We start from the raw sequence: 17,779 nt of genomic DNA on the forward strand, positions 1-17,779 counted from the left end.
TGAAGCATCAAATCAAACCAGTTACTGCATAAGCTTACTTCTTACCCACGACAGAATGAACTGGCAACAGCCCTTCGTGAAGTAGAACAAGTAGAAAGAACCCTATGGATACTTGATGATGAAATGCAGAGACGGGCACAGGTTGGTCTTAATAAGGGTGAATCCCATCATGCGTTAAAAGAGGCATTTCGCATTGGCCGCCAGGGTAAAATTCATGATCGTAGGGGTATGAAGCCCAACTGTACTGTAATATACGTTAAGTATATTCTTTGAGCTATTCTGGTGAGTAAATAAAACGAGGTTTTATTTACTCCTGTCTTGAAGTGTACTCTCAATGCAGTTTCCAGAACATACTCAGTAAAGAAACCCGGTTAACCAATTAACATAACGATATCTGGTAACCTCACGATTTTTTTTACAAAAAAATCAAATAATTAAAATCTAAACGTATGTTTTCGTACGATTGGGTTTCAAATCCCTTAGCCGTATATTAAAAAGTTACTCCCAACGTAATGCCATATCATCTACTGGTTGCCCTATGATTTCTTTATCCTTTTTATAATCGTGCGGAACATACCAATTTGGGCTACGTCCTTGACGAGGAAGACCAAATTCACTACGTTGTACATACCCCGATCGCAACGCACCAAAAATATGCTCATTAGACAATATCTCACCCGATTGTGCATGTGCTGTTACAACCGTGGCATGGCGACGATCCATCTCGTTTAACAAGCGACATATATATTCTGCTGAGAGATCAACTTTTAATGTCCAGGCGTTATTGATATAACCAAACAAATAGGCGAAATTAGGGATATCCTGTATCAACGTCCCCTTATAGAACATTAGGTTATTGCTTTGCTGTTGTTGTCCATCAATTGAAAGCTCAATTCCACCCATCAGTTGTAATTGCAACCCTGTCGCTGTCACTATGATATCTGCGGGAAGTTCCTTACCAGATTGCAACAAGATCCCGTTTTCAGTAATGCGTTCAATCTGGTCGGTAACGATAGACGCTTTACCTTCCCTCAATACCTTAAATAGATTGCTGTCGGGAACAAAACACAACCGTTCATCCCATGGCATATACTTTGGCGTAAGGTGTTTCATGTCAAAATCAGGGCCGACTTTTCTGCGAGCTAAACCCAGTAAAAACGATTTCAATAGCTTAGGAGAATATCGGCTTATCCTATACAACGAACTGAAAAAGAAGATATTACGACTTCTGCTCAACGCGTAAATCCAACGTTGCGGAATAATCCCTTTTAAAAGCTCAGCGAGCTTATCCCTTCCCGGTATTGAAAAAATGTAGCTTGGGGAGCGCTGAAGCATGGTGATGTGTTCAGTATCATTAGCCATTGATGGAAGTAAAGTGACAGCAGTTGCGCCGCTCCCAATCACAACAACCCGCTTTCCTTTGTAATCTAATGTTTCAGGCCAATGTTGGGGGTGAATGACCGGACCTTTGAAATCTTCAAGACCGGGAAATTTGGGTAAATAAGGATCATCATAGTTATAGTAACCTGTCGCACCGACAAGAAAATGACAGGTAAATTGCCGAGTTTCCCCACTGGTTTCGTCAATCGCGATAATAGTCCATTGGCGAGTTTCATTTGACCAATCAGTTTGGGTGATCTTTAATCCAAACTGGATTTTCTTATCAACTCCATACTCTTCCGCTGCTGAACGGAGATAGCGCCTGATTGAAGGTGCATCTGCAAAAATACTGGTATCTTCCCAAGGACGAAATTTATAGCCATAGCTCATCATATCGGAATCTGTGCGAATACCGGGATAGCGAAATAGATCCCAGGTTCCACCTATATTATGGCGACGTTCTAAGATCCCCACTTTCTTGTTAGGACACTCTCTTGCCAGATGACATGCCATACCAATGCCAGAAACTCCAGCTCCCATAATCAAAACATCATAATGGTTATTCATGTTACCCCTCCTGCAAAAAGAACTTCTAATCAGATAAGTCGCTTTCTGTTCAATATGTCATGTTATTTTTTATTTGCAGGAACAACCATTTGCATTTATGTGGGGGGAGTATCACAGTTATGTACTCTTCTCTACCGACATCGCAGTAATATTCGGCTTTTTCGTATTAATACTTTCCTTATTGCTCTGGTTGATCGATTAACCCCATCATCAACAGCCGATGTGTCGCCAATAAGTCATATAATCGGTGACTACGCCAATCCGTTAATTTCTCATAAGTTAATATGACATTGCGTACTTCCTGAATATTCTTTGCAGGGGCCAATACACGTTTACCATCCATAATTGCTGTGAATTGTTCAATCGATAAACTATTATGCTCAATAGCCAATGACGCTTGTATTGTGCGCATCCGGTTTTCTTTACGCAACAAGGGTGAAATTATCTCGCTTTGTACTGACCAGCGGCCCAACTTTAAAGTGAGATTACTGCAATGTTATGTGAACCTAGTTATGTGAACCTAAATTTATAGCGATCTAACCATGAGTGAATATCAATATTATCATTTTGAACGACTTGATGGCGTGCTGTCAGCGAAACAAAAAGCCGAACTGAGAACTATCTCCAGCCGAGCCGAAATAAGTTCAAGTCATTTTACTGTTCATTATAACTACAGTGACTTAAAGGCTGAACCCTCTGAATTAATGGCTCAGTATTTTGATGTGGGGATCTATTATGCAGATTGGGGGCAAGTTATTTGCTACCTGAAAGTGCCACCAGATGCTATCCCTTCGGTATTTATGCGCATTGATGATGGGGAATCTGTGATCTGCGAGAAAGGGAAAAACTATCTGTTATTCACCTTTTCCGTGGACGAAAATGATTATTATATGGACGATGACGATGCAAAAGATTATTTAGATCATTTGGTTGAGTTACGTTCTGAGCTAATGGGAGGAGATTATCGCCTGTTATATCTGCCCTGGCTGAAACGTGCAGTTAATGGTGATGAAACGTTAGGTAACCTGCCCCTGATTAATTTCAATTTTAAACAATTATCCGAAGCTCAATCTGCCTTTGCAGAATTATTCGGTATCCCACCAGAAGCGTACAATGCCTTGGATATGTTACTTAAATCATCGCAGTCACATACCACAAAAGTTGGACATCTGGCCGCAGCAGAGCAAATTAACAGGCTATCTGAATCAGATAAGGATTTGCTACTGAAATCTTTATTTGAGCACGGGCAGCTCACTGCAAATCAGGCTCGTGCGTTGGTTTATAAGCCGTTAACCAGCAATGATTATAAATACTGGCTGAGTCCTTCTTCACTTAATACCTATTGGCAAGCTGCGAACGAGGAAGTCACTCGCGAACGTTTACTGGCTGAAGAACAAAGACTCGAACAAGAGCGGCTTGCAACACTCAAGCGGCTCAATGCTGTCTTTTCCTCAAGAGAGGTTCACTGGGAAAATGCGAAGAAATACAGTGAGCAAGGCCATGCCAGCGCTTATGATAAAGCGGCCAGAGAAATGAACGATCTGTACGATGCTTATCGCGTTAATAACGCACTGGCAGAATTTGTTCCACTCTATCGGATATTTGCCAAGCATATAGAAAGAAGGAGATCACTGGTTCAACGATTGGAATCACTCAATCAGGAAATCGGTAAATATCAAGGTAGTATTTGATCTTATCAGTAAAGGGACGGCACACTAAAACCAATCGCCGGAGAAAAACCAGCACCTTATCAGTATCTAGAAGGCACTATTGCTAGTGCCTTGGCGCCATTAAGATTAAAAATGAGCACTGAACGTATCAAAGTTATCGGCTTTGACAAATTTTGCAGCGTTGGGCATCTCTTTGCCACCTTTGTCTTTGCTTAGCGCATTGAAATGCTCAACACCACACTTGATCTTAGCCTGTTCAGCCTCACGCAGATCATCTGAAAATATACTTGATTTCGTTTCAACCACGAAGTAAAGCTGCTCCCCGGTTCCATCATCTTTGTCAACTAATACCGCCCAGTCAGGATTGTAACTTCCCAGCGGGGTATCAATCTTGAACCAAGATGGCAGCTTGGAATAAATCTTCACTTCTTCAGCTCTTTCTAGCTTTTCGGCGAAGTTAAACTCAGTATCTGAATCGCAAATAATGTAGTCATATACCGACTTTTCAGCTTTCACCATATCTTTGAGGTAGCCAGTCAGTTCTTCTTCTTGGAAAAGCTCTTGGGCATAGTATGCTTCGTCACCAAGACGGTGGTATTTAACACCATTTACAATGACAATACGCATTTGTTTACGGATAGCTTCACCAACTAACTCGATAAAACGCTGAGGGTTGTTTTTGAAGGCTTCCAGTTTATCGCCCAAACCCAGCAGAACATCGATAATTGTCTGACGGGTCAGATTGGTCTGATCGGTCAGATAAGTCACGATATCTGGCAACTGGAAGTTACGATTGCGGTAATACTGGATTTTTGTTTTCTCATCATAGGCTTCCAGTTCAGCTTCAGTAACCGCAACCTTAACTTTGGTGTACTGAAATTTGGCACTGGCTACCACCACGTTTTCTCTAATTTCCTTGATACAGTTTTCAACCAGTTCGTTGATATTAAAGTTAACACGATAAGTCGTTTTGTATTTAATGCGCCCCCAAAGAGCTTTAAAAGCTTCACCAAGTACAACCTGCTTACCATTTGTATCTTCACACAAAGCTACAGAGCGCTTCTCTTCGTGTTTTTTCACGTTCAAGCCTTTTGCCAGCTTCTTCAATGTGGCAACGATGGTATTAGTATGCTCAGCGACACTGGAAGGAAGACTCACCTCGTTGTTATTGATGGCAATTTTCAGCGCATTCTGAATCTTACCTTTGCCATCGATATAACCTTGAGACAGAAGGTGTTGGAAGATATCTTCTGACTTCCTCGCTCCCAAGAAGGCTTTCTGATCCAGTCCGCCAGAAACAATAATGTTGGCAAATTGGTGAGACTCGACCGTACCAAATTTAATGCCTTCTTCCGCTTCAATCTCTTTTTGCAGTTCAGAAACAAAGTATTCATAAGATTCATTTGCCATAACGGTCAGCGTATTTACCTCAAAACCGTAAGGCACGCGCTCACCCGATTGATCAATGGCTAAGCGTAGGCCACGACCGATTTCCTGTCGTTTTTTAGTGATTGAGTTGGTTTCATTCAACGTACAGATCTGGAAAACATTCGGGTTGTCCCAGCCTTCTTTCAGTGCTGAGTGTGAAAAGATAAAACGCAGCTTCTCATCCATAGATAGAAGCTTTTCTTTGTCTTTCATGATCAGATTATAGGCCGACTCATCGGCCGCGGTTTTCCCTCCTTCGCCTTTAGATGATAGCTTCGAGTCAGCGAACTGAGGGTTGCCAGAGGCATCTTTTTTCTTGTCCTGAGCAAAGTAGCCATCATGCACCGCTTGAATGAGTTCTCGCAATGCGACTGCGTTGATGGTGTATTTATCACCATCATGATCCCAGATCCTCGGGTACAACACGCGATATTTAAGCTTACTAACCTGCTTGGCAAACTCTTCTTCAAACCACTTGGCAAACTTACCCTGGACAGGAACGCCATCTTTAGAGTAGCCGCGGTAGTTGGCAACCTTATCGATAAAGAACAGACTCAGCACCTTAATCCCTTTCTGGCTTAGAATTTTCGGGTGGTCGAGCCTGTCATAACCCGTTGTTACCTTGTGGTAGAACTTCAGCTCTTTTTCCAGATGCTCTTCGATAGTTTTGGCTATTTGAAGGCGCTTAAAAGCCTCTGAATCCACTTCACCAATGGCTTGCCCAAGGCGCACAATTTCATCGCGACTGGTAAAATCAATATATTCATTACCTTCTTCGCAATAAATATCGTTTACGACATAGCCTTCATAAACACTACGCCCACCCGAAAGTTCGAATAAGTCATTGACCTGACCATCTTTGATGGTTATTACCTTACGGGGTTGCAGCTTGCCTGTGCGCGTTTGAGCGTCAATTTCAATCTTGGCAGAAATGGGAGACTTCTTATTATCAACACTCACTAGCTTAATGTAGGCCTGGTTGTGCCCGTCTTTAACATCCAGAGAAGCAACCTCAATTTGCTTAACCAGTTTGCGTTCATAGGCATCAATAGAGTCAAGCTTATACAGCAGGTGCGGCGCTTCCTTCAACGTGGCTGAATAACGAAATGTACACAGCGGTTTTAAGCTGTTAATCGCGTCTTTTCGGTTTGCCGTTGATACAACTGACTGTGGTTCATCAATAATAACGACAGGACGAGTAGCCTGAATAAATTCAATAGGCTTCATCCCGTTCAATCTGTCATCTGTACGGTGAATCAGATTAGCCGTAGTTTCCTTCGTCGGATCGGTGAATGACTTACTGAACGCATCAATATTGATCACCATGATTTGAATATAATCATTGGTGGCAAAGTTACGAACCTGTTCGCGCTTTGATGAGTCATAGACGAAATAGTCATACTGGACGTTTTTGTACTGCTCACGGAAATGTTGCTCAGTGATTTGCAGTGATTTATAGACACCTTCTTTAATCGCAATGGATGGCACCACGATGATGAACTTTGTCAGTCCATGACGCTGATTTAGCTCAAAGATAGAACGCAGGTACACATAGGTTTTACCTGTACCTGTTTCCATCTCAACACTGAAATCTAGTCTTGGCAGTTCTTGTTTTACGTTTTCAACCTGTGGCAATCCATTCTTTAACTGAACATTACGTGTGTTGGCATAAATCTCATCAGGCAATAAGGTAAGAGCATTTCCGACACCGAGGTCGTTATTTTTACCAAAGATATTTAATTGCTGATTCGCCAACATATGATCAGTGACAGTGAAATTAGATTGAAATATTTCCTGCCCTGCAAACACACCTAAAACGGCTTCAATCGCATCTATTTGGTGTGATAAGTCCGATCTAAATTGAATCTTCATCATCACCACCTTAAATGCTTTTTACATCGTCGATACCATACTGCTTCAGGATCTGAATCGCGTTGGTCTTCACTACGCTGTCTGCAAATCCTTGGTCTTTAAAAACGACTTGAGTATTTTCTGGATTGAGTTTTTCTTTTAGTTTGGCGATACCCTCAACCACCTGTTCAGTGATGCCATCATCCAGGCATACTATTAAGGCACCTGTGCCAACAATAAAGATTTTTTTGCCTTCTACGGTTGCTTCTTCAACACGGGTGGTTAATTCAATACCGTATTTAAGTAGGATTTCATAAAGAATATCTTCTACCGAGCGATCATCTTTAATTGATTTTAATGCGAGTTTAAGTGCTGGCTCCAAATTATCGAAGTTAACATCCCAAGAACGGATATTAGTTTCATCAAGCTTAAATATTTTAAATCCATCTACTTGAGATTCAGTTTTGTATTTTTCAATACTCATTCTAATTCTTTGTTTTCCCAATTCTGTTAAGCTAAGCGGCTTACCGAGTTCATTTAAGTAATCCATTGACTCTTTTATTTGCTTTTTCATATCAGCATTGGCTAATTTGTAAGTGTCCTCTAAATTTTCTGGTAATTGAACTAATATGTAATTTAATTTAACATTGTTATTTTTACTTGCTATCATTGTCGCTTCACCAGTCGTTGCTGAACCAGCGAAGAAGTCCAAAACGATATCTCCATCATTAAGACATTTTAAAGAGCTAATCAGTTCAGTCACTAGTTTTAATGGTTTTTTCCCATTTTTGTAAGGAACTCCACCTTCATTATCAAGCCCTGTGGTTTTAATATGAGCCCAAAAATCACCAGGATGAACAAATAGGTTATCAGAGGCAAATATTAATTGTAGCCTAGGGTCTCGACTAGTTTCTGGATATGTGCCGCGTACAAGGTATACTAATCCCTGAGCTGACTTAACAGAAAAAACACCACTTATTTTTTTGTTTTTCTTCTTTTCTTCGCTTAGTTTGTAAACACTACTAGATTTGACGCACTGACATATTCTCCAGCTATTATCAAAAAGCCATTCATTCTTTTTGGAAACTGGTCCTTTATATACTTCAGACAAAGGCTTTAAAGTTATGCTTGATAAAATTTCATCTAGTTTTTTTAACTGATCATCACTAAGATATTCCGAATCTTTTATAGAGTCATAAAAGTCTCTATTCTCCCTACTAAAATTATCCAAATATATATTATACTCCGAGTCCCACTTGGGTTTCTTTATTGGTGTAAATTTAATATTATTGATACCACTCGGTTTTATAGCAATTATATATTCTTTTAATTTTGGAATAATTCCTAGTTTTTTGACGCTAGCCATTTTTAGTCCGCTAGCTTCACTCATTTTAACCGCAATGATTTTAACGGCATCGTATCCAAATATTTCCTCACAAACCTTCACTAAATTAAAGACTTCATTATCATCTATAGATATATATATCATTCCTTCTGGGTGAAGTAAGTTTTTAGCAACGAGCAGCCGTGGAAATATCATATTCAGCCAGCTTGAGTGATACCTGCCAGAGGTTTCTCTATTAGTTGAATTCAATTGACCATTGATATTAATTTGCCCAGTTACCTCTAAATAATTCCTCATATTATCATGATAATTATCTTTATAAACAAAATCGATACCAGTATTATATGGCGGATCGATATAGATCATCTTTACCTTTTTATGGTAAGACTTCTGTAATATTTTAAGGACTTCAAGGTTATCACCTTCAATAAAAAGGTTCTCTGTGGTATCCCAATTCACACTTTCTTCTTTACAAGGGCGTAGGGTTCCTGTCGAAGGTGTTTGCGCAATCAAGCGTGATTGCGCCTTACCATGCCATGTAAAGTTGTAGCGTTCGTCACTATCGTCAATCTCCTCACCAAGCACCGCTTTCAAAGCATAAAAGTCAATTTTTCCTTCAAAAAATACCTCAGGGAAAAGCTGTTTAAGTTGATCGATATTTTCTTGAGTGATATCCGCACTCTTGGACTCAGGGTAGTTCAGGGTGATCTTTTCAATTGTCATCAGAGGAATTCCATTTATTACCAACTGAGCAAAACTCATGCCCGTGGTTCATATTCTTCGTTAAACAGTTAAATCATTGCCTTAATCACAGCAACTTACTGTTTAAGCGTAGTAAAGAATTCCTGATACATCACAATAAATACTGACACGCTTATAACATAAAAATGAAATGTGAAACTAAAACCATCGGATCGCCAACATTCCGCCGAATTGAAAACAGCGTCTATCTCGACGCTACGAGCCCAATAAAAATCAACCGAAGAAATGATAAATACGGGGAATGAATAAAAAAATTGCCGAATTTCATGAGCTCTGTTAAGGCGGGAAGAAAAGTTCACACAAATGTATTCAACCATGATTTCATTTAGTCGCTTTTCCATCTTTGTTCTTTCTCATCAAAGCACATAAAGCAAGTGTTGGAGATGCGGGTTCAGCAATCAGTACATTCAAGGTACGCCAGTTTTCTTCATCTAACTCACGACGTTTTTGGTTTTCCAGAACTTCTTCAGCTCGTTCAAAAGCCGCATTCAAGATAAAAGCACTTAAATCAACACCGGCAACCTGCGCGGCCTGACGTAAGATTCTTTTAGTTCGGTGCGGGTTTTTAACTCTACACGGGCATTTTTAGCCTCTTTGTGAGGTTTTTTTACCGATATTGCTGCCATATGGATTACTCCAGTTTTACTCATTAGGTAGAATTGTTAGTCTGCTATCGTTTGTTTATTTATTGTACTGACCGAGAATAGCATTTGGTGGGGGAACAAGCAATTATGTACGGCTGTAAGCCGTACATATAGGATAGAAACAACATGAGATCGTTCGATTAAATGTTTTTATTCTTAACTGAATTAAAAATCCGGTTAGCTTACGCATAACCGGATTTAGAAAGTTTAAAGCTTTTTACACCAAAATAGGTGGCTCTTACTCCACCGTCACCGATTTCGCCAAATTCCTCGGCTGATCCACATCCGTCCCTTTGATCAAAGCAACGTGGTAAGACAACAATTGCAGTGGCACGGTATAGAAGATCGGTGCGATCAACTCTTCTACGTGTGGCAGGGAGATGATCTTCATGTTTTCGCTGTTGGTGAAACCCGCATCCTGATCAGCGAAGACGTACAGCAATCCACCACGGGCGCGGACTTCTTCAATGTTGGATTTCAGTTTTTCCAGCAGTTCGTTGTTTGGTGCAACAATAATGACCGGCATATCCGCATCAATCAATGCCAATGGGCCATGTTTCAGTTCACCCGCCGCGTAAGCTTCTGCGTGAATGTAAGAGATCTCTTTCAGTTTCAGCGCACCTTCAACCGCGATCGGGTATTGATCGCCACGGCCAAGGAACAGTGCGTGATGTTTTTCAGAGAAATCTTCCGCCAGTGATTCGATCAGCTTGTCTTTTGACAACATGCTTTCAATACGACTTGGCAGCGCATGCAGGGCGTGGACAACATCTTGCTCCAATGTTGCTCCTGCACCTTTCAAACGTCCCATATAAGCCACCAGCATCAACAATACAGTTAACTGCGTGGTAAAGGCTTTGGTGGATGCTACGCCGATTTCTGCTCCCGCTTTGGTCATCAGGGCAAAGTCAGATTCGCGTACCAGAGAGGAACCAGCCACGTTACAGATAGTCAGTGAAGTCAAATAACCCAACTCTTTGGATAAACGCAGCGCAGCCAAGGTATCCGCCGTTTCGCCAGATTGGGACAGGGTGATCAGCAGGCTTCCTTTACGACGAGCAGGTTTGCGGTAACGGAATTCAGAGGCAATTTCCACATCACACGGGATACCCGCCAGTGATTCAAACCAGTAGCGTGAAACCATTCCCGCATTGTAGGAAGTGCCGCAGGCAACGATCTGGATATGTTCAACCTGAGACAGTAATTCTGCCGCATTGGCACCCAGTTCTGACAGATTTACCTGACCGTTGCTCAAACGGCCTTCCAATGTGCTCTTGATAGCCATTGGCTGTTCGTAAATCTCTTTCTGCATGTAGTGACGGTATACACCTTTGTCACCCGCATCATACTGAACGTTGGATTCAATCTGCTCGCGCTCCACCGCTTCGCCCTGTACATCAAAGATACGAACGGTACGGCGGGTGATTTCTGCAATGTCACCTTCTTCCAGATAGATAAAGCGACGAGTCACTGGCAGTAATGCCAGTTGGTCAGATGCAAGGAAATTTTCCCCAACACCCAAACCAATTACTAATGGGCTGCCAGAACGTGCTGCTACCAGTACATCTGGATGACGGCTATCCATAATCACGGTGCCATAAGCGCCACGCAATTGTGGGATCACACGCTGAACCACTTCCAGCAATGAGCCGCCTTGCTGTTGTTCCCAATGAACAAGATGGGCGATAGTTTCTGTATCTGTATCAGAAGAGAAGATGTAACCACGCGCTTTTAACTCTTCGCGCAGTTCTTCGTGGTTTTCAATAATGCCGTTATGCACAACCGCAATATGTTCAGAAAGATGAGGATGGGCATTGCGTTCGTTTGGTTCACCGTGAGTCGCCCAACGAGTATGAGCAATCCCTGTGCCACCGATGACTGGCTGTTTATCTGCTTCATCAGCCAACATTTGTACTTTACCCGCTTCACGCAGGCGGGTCATACGGTTTTCACTGTCAACGACAGCCATACCCGCAGAGTCATAACCTCGGTACTCCAGGCGACGAAGACCTTCGATCAGAATCTCTGCAATATCTCGTTGTGCTACTGCACCAACAATTCCACACATGTTGTTTTATTCCTAAGAACAGGGCAAATAAAGCCCTTTTTATGTCGCCAGCCTGATTGTGTTTCGGCTATTGCCGTCCCCGAGCTTTGTAGAGATGGGGATTATTATTATGGATATATCTTTATTTATTTTTTCTTAACAGGACGTTGCCAGTTCTGAATATGGGTTTGCTTCACGCGACTGATAACCAATTCGTTCTCAGCAACGTTTTTTGTTACTGTGGTTCCTGCACCAATAGTTGCGCCTTTCGCTACCGTAACAGGTGCAACAAGCTGGGTATCAGAACCAACAAATACATCATCGCCAATGATGGTTTTAAATTTATTGGCGCCATCATAGTTGCAAGTAATCGTTCCCGCACCAATATTCACATTATTACCAATTTCAGAATCGCCAAGGTAAGTCAGGTGACCCGCCTTGGAACCTTTGCCAAGAGAGGATTTTTTCATTTCGACGAAATTGCCAACATGCGCTTTTTCTGCCAGTTTAGAACCGGGACGTAAGCGGGCAAAAGGCCCAACGGTGCACTCAGCAGCAAGTTCAGAATCTTCAATTACGGTATAAGGGCTAATGACCGCGCCATCACCAATAACGCAATTTTTCAGGATACAACCAGAACCGATATGAACATTATTTCCCAGTGTGACATGGCCCTCAATAATCACATTGGTATCAATCACTACATCGCGACCGTGTTCCAATGTTCCACGCAAATCAAAACGGGCAGGATCTAATAACATGACACCCGCCAGCAATAATTTTTCGGCTTGTTCAGACTGGTAAATACGCTCCAGTGCGGAAAGTTGAAGGCGGTTATTGACCCCTTCCATTTCACTCAAACGGCTTGGGTGTACTGCCTTTATTTGGCGACCTTCTTTGTGTGCGATCGCAATAACATCGGTAAGGTAATATTCGCCCTGTGCGTTGTTGTTTTCCAACTTGGATAGCCAACGTTTCAAATCACCGCCATTTGCCACCAAAATACCGGTGTTAATTTCGTTGATTTTACGCTGTTCTTCCGTCGCATCTTTCTGTTCGATAATGCCCGTTACTTCGCCATTTTCGCGGATAATCCGGCCATATCCGGTTGGGTTATCCAAAATAGCCGTTAATAAACCAATACCACCTTCTGGTTTAACGTCGATCAAACGCTCTAAAGTATCTTTCGCGATCAAAGGGACATCACCATAAAGGATCAGAATATCTTCACCATCTGAAAAATGCGGGGCGGCCTGCTGCATGGCATGACCAGTACCAAGCTGTTCAGCTTGCAGTACCCAGTTTAAATGTTGGTTGGAGAGTGTTTGTTTCATCAGGTCACCACCATGTCCATAAACCAGATGAACATTTTGTGTGCCTAATTCCATTGCGGTATCAATGACATGCTGAACCATCGGTTTACCAGCCAGCAAGTGCAGAACTTTAGGAAGATCAGAATACATGCGCGTTCCTTTACCTGCGGCAAGGATCACAACACTTTTTGCACTGATACTGTTTTCACTGGCACAGTTTTCACTAATAGACATAAGAAACCTAACAATTCCAATTTTAAGTATGAAAGTAAACCTGTTTACGAAATAAATTGCTACATATTTCGCAATGCAAAAAAGCCAGTTAGCTTTCACTAACTGGCTTTTTATCTCACTGCCTATACCCGTTATCTTTCAAGTTGCAGCTCAGTTGAGCGCAATTCAAAATCTATTGGGTATTTATTACATCATTTTTTTTGTCAATTCGATAACGCGAAGTTTCGCGATCGCTTTCGACAATTCAGCAGATGCCTGAGCATAATCAACATCGCCGTGAGAATTACGGATATGTTCTTCTGCCTTGCGCTTGGCTTCAAGCACTTTAGCTTCGTCCAAATCCTTACCACGGATCGCTGTATCAGCCAGTACGATAACGCAGTTTGGCTGCACTTCAAGAATTCCACCTGACAGGTAGATAAATTCTTCTTCACCAAACTGCTTAACAATACGTATCATGCCCGGTTTTATGGCAGTAAGCAGTGGTGTGTGCTGAGGATAGATCCCCAGTTCACCTTCACTGCCTGTCACCTGAATTTTCTGTACCAGTCCTTCAAACATCTGTTTTTCAGCACTGACTACGTTCAGGGAGAACGTCATTGCAGCCATATCAACCTCCCGTCAGCCGTATTAAAGCTTTTTCGCTTTTTCCACAGCTTCGTCGATGGTACCAACCATGTAGAACGCCTGCTCTGGCAGGTGGTCATAATCACCGTTCAGGATACCTTTGAAGCCACGGATGGTGTCTTTCAGAGGAACGAATTTACCTGGTGAGCCGGTGAAGACTTCTGCAACGAAGAATGGCTGAGACAGGAAGCGCTGGATCTTACGGGCACGTGCCACAACCAGTTTGTCATCTTCAGACAGTTCGTCCATACCCAGAATAGCGATGATGTCTTTCAGTTCCTGATAACGTTGCAGGATAGACTGAACGCCACGGGCAACATCATAGTGCTCCTGACCAACAACCAGTGGGTCAAGCTGACGGCTGGTTGAATCCAGTGGGTCAACCGCAGGGTAAATACCCAGAGACGCGATCTGACGGCTCAATACGACAGTTGCATCCAAGTGAGCAAAGGTTGTCGCTGGTGATGGGTCAGTCAAATCATCCGCAGGTACGTAAACCGCCTGTACGGAGGTGATAGAGCCAGTTTTGGTTGAAGTGATACGCTCTTGCAGAGCACCCATCTCTTCCGCCAGTGTTGGCTGATAACCTACCGCAGATGGCATACGACCCAACAGTGCAGATACTTCTGTCCCTGCCAGGGTATAACGGTAAATGTTATCAACGAACAGCAGAACGTCACGGCCTTCATCACGGAATTTTTCCGCCATGGTCAAGCCAGTCAGTGCAACGCGCAGACGGTTTCCTGGTGGCTCATTCATCTGACCGTATACCAGAGATACTTTATCCAGTACGTTTGAATCGGTCATTTCATGATAGAAGTCGTTACCTTCACGGGTACGCTCACCAACACCGGCAAATACGGAGTAACCTGAGTGCTCGATCGCGATATTACGGATCAGCTCCATCATGTTAACGGTTTTACCTACACCCGCACCACCAAACAGACCCACTTTACCACCCTTAGCGAATGGGCAGATCAAGTCCATGACTTTGATACCGGTTTCCAGCAGTTCCTGAGAGTTGGACAGCTCTTCATAGGTTGGTGCTGTACGGTGAATTGACCAGCGCTCTTCTTCGCCGATCTCACCTTTCATGTCAATTGGATCACCCAATACGTTCATGATACGGCCCAGTGTAGCTTTACCCACTGGTACTTCGATTGGGTGCCCTAAATCAGTTACGTCCAAATGACGGCGCAGGCCATCGGAGGTACCCATTGCGATACAACGAACGATACCGCCACCTAACTGCTGCTGAACTTCCAGCACCAATTTTTCTTCACCGTTTTTAACCTCAAGGGCATCGTATACTTTCGGTACGCTGTCCTGAGGGAATTCGACGTCCACTACGGCGCCGATTACCTGGATAATCTTTCCAGTAGCCATCTTGAATCCTCTACGTAATTCGTAAACCTAGCTGTTAAACCGCAGAAGCACCCGAAACGATTTCGGTGAGTTCCTGAGTGATGCTGGCCTGACGAGCCTTGTTGTAAACCAACTGCAACTCTTTGATCAGGTTGCCACCGTTATCGGTCGCGGCTTTCATCGCTACCATTCGTGCGGCCTGTTCACTAGCCAGGTTTTCAACGACGCCCTGATAAACTTGCGATTCTATATAGCGGCGCAGCAGGGTATCCAACAGCGCCTTAGGATCAGGTTCATACAGATAATCCCAGGACTTCTTCTTCAGTGTTTCATCGTCTCCGGCTGGCAGAGGCAATAACTGAGTGATCGTCGGAACCTGAGACATTGTATTCATGAACTTGTTTGTCACTATATACAGTTTATCCAGACGCCCTTCGTCATATGCTTGCATCATGACGTGGACTGGCCCGATCAATTCGGACAATGATGGGTTATCTCCCATCCCTGTTACTTGGGCAACAATGTTGCCGCCAACAGAAGAAAAGAAAGAAACCGCTTTCGATCCAACAAGCGCCAAGTCAACCTGAACGCTTTTATCAGACCAGTCTTTCATTTCTATCAGCAATTTTTTGAACAAGTTAATGTTCAAACCGCCACATAAACCACGGTCAGTCGAAACAACCACATACCCAACACGCTTCACTTCGCGCTCTTCAAGGTATGGATGTTTGTACTCCAGATTACCTAACGCAAGGTGTCCAATCACACTGCGAATGGTCTCTGCATAAGGACGGCTGGCCGCCATGCGATCCTGCGTTTTACGCATTTTGGACGCGGCGACCATTTCCATCGCTTTAGTGATTTTTTGCGTGTTCTGCACACTGGCGATTTTGGTACGTATCTCTTTTGCGCCGGCCATTTCTGCTTCTCCTCATTAACCAGACGGCCCATGTTTTTTATTCATCAACAGAATCAAACAGGGCCGAATAGTGTTACCAGGACTGAGTCGCCTTGAAAGATTCCAACAGAGCTTTCAGCTTAGCTTCAATCTCTCCGTTGTAATCACCGGACTGGTCAATCTCTTTCAGAAGATCAGCATGTTCACGGCTAGCATATGCCAACAGCGCAGCTTCGAAACTGACCACTTTCGCGATTTCGACATCTTCCAGATAGCCACGCTCAGCAGCAAACAGGGACAGAGCCTGTTGTGCAATAGACATCGGCAGATACTGTTTCTGTTTCAACAGTTCAGTGACTTTCTGACCATGATCCAACTGCTTACGTGTTGCATCATCCAGATCAGAAGCAAACTGGGAGAACGCTGCCAGTTCACGGTACTGAGCCAGAGCGGTACGGATACCACCAGACAGTTTCTTGATGATCTTAGTCTGAGCAGCACCACCTACACGGGATACAGAAATCCCTGGGTTAACCGCCGGACGGATACCTGCGTTGAACAGGGAAGATTCAAGGAAGATCTGACCATCAGTAATAGAGATAACGTTTGTTGGTACGAACGCAGAAACGTCACCCGCCTGAGTTTCAATGATTGGCAGTGCAGTCAGAGAACCTGTTTGGCCTTTCACTTCGCCGTTGGTAAATTTTTCAACATATTCAGCGTTAACACGCGCTGCACGCTCCAACAGACGGGAGTGCAGATAGAAAACGTCACCAGGGAATGCTTCACGTCCAGGTGGACGACGCAGCAACAGGGAAATCTGACGGTATGCAACAGCCTGTTTAGACAGGTCATCGTAAACAATCAGTGCATCTTCACCACGATCACGGAAGTATTCACCCATCGCACAACCTGAGTATGGTGCCAAATATTGCAGGGCCGCTGATTCTGAAGCGGACGCAACAACAACGATGGTGTTTTCCAGTGCACCGTGCTCTTCCAGTTTACGAACTACGTTAGCAATGGTAGAGGCTTTCTGACCAATCGCAACATAGATACATTTGATACCAGAATTACGTTGGTTGATGATCGCATCGATAGCCAGAGCAGTTTTACCCGTCTGACGGTCGCCGATTACCAGCTCACGCTGACCACGGCCGATTGGGATCATAGCATCAACAGATTTGTAACCTGTCTGGACAGGCTGGTCAACGGATTGACGATCGATAACGCCCGGCGCAATCACTTCAACAGGTGAGAAGCCATCATGCTCAACAGCGCCTTTACCGTCGATTGGCTCACCCAGTGTGTTAACAACACGACCAAGCAGACCACGACCAACAGGTACTTCCAAAATACGGCCGGTACATTTGACTTTCATGCCTTCGGCTAAGTCAGCATACGGACCCATAACAACCGCACCTACGGAGTCGCGCTCCAGGTTCAGTGCAATTGCGTAACGGTTGCCAGGCAGAGAGATCATTTCACCCTGCATGACATCAGCTAAACCGTGGATACGAATGATACCGTCGTTAACGGAAACAATCGTACCTTCATTGTGAGCTTCGCTCACGACATTGAACTGAGCAATACGCTGTTTGATCAGTTCGCTGATTTCGGTGGAATTCAGTTGCATATGCTCCAGTCC

General features: G+C 43.5%; 10 protein-coding genes and 3 pseudogenes. 2 read left to right on the plus strand and 11 right to left on the minus strand.

What is annotated here, in order from left to right; genetic code table 11:
• Positions 1 to 3 precede the first annotated feature (3 nt).
• A pseudogene (locus Xenpb_RS08840) lies at positions 4 to 222 on the plus strand (Tn3 family transposase); the annotation flags it as partial.
• A 276-nt stretch (positions 223 to 498) separates the two neighbouring features.
• On the opposite strand, the gene Xenpb_RS08845 reads toward Xenpb_RS08840, so the two are convergent.
• Positions 499 to 1,947 (minus strand): NAD(P)/FAD-dependent oxidoreductase, encoded by a 1,449-nt coding sequence (locus Xenpb_RS08845; RefSeq protein WP_187653984.1) that lies wholly within the window; start codon positions 1,945 to 1,947, stop codon positions 499 to 501.
• A 181-nt stretch (positions 1,948 to 2,128) separates the two neighbouring features.
• Positions 2,129 to 2,386, minus strand: a pseudogene (locus Xenpb_RS08850) (Fic family protein); the annotation flags it as partial.
• A 103-nt stretch (positions 2,387 to 2,489) separates the two neighbouring features.
• Here Xenpb_RS08850 and Xenpb_RS08855 point away from each other — a divergent pair.
• The gene (locus Xenpb_RS08855; protein ID WP_187653985.1) at positions 2,490 to 3,638 is read left to right on the plus strand and encodes a hypothetical protein; all 1,149 of its coding nucleotides are present in this window, start codon (positions 2,490 to 2,492) and stop codon (positions 3,636 to 3,638) included.
• 105 nt (positions 3,639 to 3,743) lie between these two features.
• Here Xenpb_RS08855 and Xenpb_RS08860 read toward each other — a convergent pair whose 3' ends face one another.
• The 9 genes and pseudogenes from Xenpb_RS08860 to atpA form a co-directional block, all read right to left on the minus strand.
• Complete coding sequence (locus Xenpb_RS08860; protein ID WP_255523089.1) at positions 3,744 to 6,917, minus strand: type III restriction-modification system endonuclease; 3,174 nt, start codon at positions 6,915 to 6,917, stop codon at positions 3,744 to 3,746.
• A 10-nt stretch (positions 6,918 to 6,927) separates the two neighbouring features.
• Positions 6,928 to 8,958 (minus strand): site-specific DNA-methyltransferase, encoded by a 2,031-nt coding sequence (locus Xenpb_RS08865; protein WP_368666811.1) that lies wholly within the window; start codon positions 8,956 to 8,958, stop codon positions 6,928 to 6,930.
• 366 nt (positions 8,959 to 9,324) lie between these two features.
• Positions 9,325 to 9,629, minus strand: a pseudogene (locus Xenpb_RS08870) (DUF1778 domain-containing protein).
• Between the two features lie 256 nt (positions 9,630 to 9,885).
• Complete coding sequence (glmS, locus tag Xenpb_RS08875) at positions 9,886 to 11,715, minus strand: glutamine--fructose-6-phosphate transaminase (isomerizing) (protein WP_187653988.1); 1,830 nt, start codon at positions 11,713 to 11,715, stop codon at positions 9,886 to 9,888.
• Between the two features lie 125 nt (positions 11,716 to 11,840).
• Complete coding sequence (gene glmU, locus Xenpb_RS08880) at positions 11,841 to 13,241, minus strand: bifunctional UDP-N-acetylglucosamine diphosphorylase/glucosamine-1-phosphate N-acetyltransferase GlmU (RefSeq protein ID WP_187653989.1); 1,401 nt, start codon at positions 13,239 to 13,241, stop codon at positions 11,841 to 11,843.
• Between the two features lie 186 nt (positions 13,242 to 13,427).
• The gene (locus Xenpb_RS08885) at positions 13,428 to 13,850 is read right to left on the minus strand and encodes a F0F1 ATP synthase subunit epsilon (protein WP_187653990.1); all 423 of its coding nucleotides are present in this window, start codon (positions 13,848 to 13,850) and stop codon (positions 13,428 to 13,430) included.
• 21 nt (positions 13,851 to 13,871) lie between these two features.
• Positions 13,872 to 15,254 carry a F0F1 ATP synthase subunit beta gene (gene atpD / locus Xenpb_RS08890; RefSeq protein ID WP_099112982.1) on the minus strand — a complete coding sequence of 461 codons (1,383 nt, stop codon included), beginning with the start codon at positions 15,252 to 15,254 and terminating at the stop codon, positions 13,872 to 13,874.
• A 34-nt stretch (positions 15,255 to 15,288) separates the two neighbouring features.
• A complete protein-coding gene (gene atpG / locus Xenpb_RS08895) occupies positions 15,289 to 16,152 on the minus strand; it encodes a F0F1 ATP synthase subunit gamma (RefSeq protein WP_047962566.1) in 864 nt (287 codons plus the stop codon).
• A 73-nt stretch (positions 16,153 to 16,225) separates the two neighbouring features.
• On the minus strand, positions 16,226 to 17,767 hold the full coding sequence (gene atpA, locus Xenpb_RS08900; RefSeq protein ID WP_099112980.1) for a F0F1 ATP synthase subunit alpha: 1,542 nt from the start codon (positions 17,765 to 17,767) through the stop codon (positions 16,226 to 16,228).
• Positions 17,768 to 17,779 lie beyond the last annotated feature (12 nt).

Origin of the sequence: Xenorhabdus sp. PB62.4 (assembly GCF_014467285.1) — a bacterium.
Lineage (GTDB): Bacteria > Pseudomonadota > Gammaproteobacteria > Enterobacterales > Enterobacteriaceae > Xenorhabdus.

Bases quoted from the DNA above. Each gene is read 5' to 3' on its own strand.
- Xenpb_RS08860 (WP_255523089.1), bottom strand. From the start codon at position 6,917: ATGAAGATTCAATTTAGATCGGACTTATCACACCAAATAGATGCGATT.
- Xenpb_RS08845 (WP_187653984.1), bottom strand. From the start codon at position 1,947: ATGAATAACCATTATGATGTTTTGATTATGGGAGCTGGAGTTTCTGGC.
- glmU (WP_187653989.1), bottom strand. From the start codon at position 13,241: ATGTCTATTAGTGAAAACTGTGCCAGTGAAAACAGTATCAGTGCAAAA.
- Xenpb_RS08855 (WP_187653985.1), top strand. From the start codon at position 2,490: ATGAGTGAATATCAATATTATCATTTTGAACGACTTGATGGCGTGCTG.
- atpG (WP_047962566.1), bottom strand. From the start codon at position 16,152: ATGGCCGGCGCAAAAGAGATACGTACCAAAATCGCCAGTGTGCAGAAC.
- glmS (WP_187653988.1), bottom strand. From the start codon at position 11,715: ATGTGTGGAATTGTTGGTGCAGTAGCACAACGAGATATTGCAGAGATT.
- Xenpb_RS08885 (WP_187653990.1), bottom strand. From the start codon at position 13,850: ATGGCTGCAATGACGTTCTCCCTGAACGTAGTCAGTGCTGAAAAACAG.
- atpD (WP_099112982.1), bottom strand. From the start codon at position 15,254: ATGGCTACTGGAAAGATTATCCAGGTAATCGGCGCCGTAGTGGACGTC.
- atpA (WP_099112980.1), bottom strand. From the start codon at position 17,767: ATGCAACTGAATTCCACCGAAATCAGCGAACTGATCAAACAGCGTATT.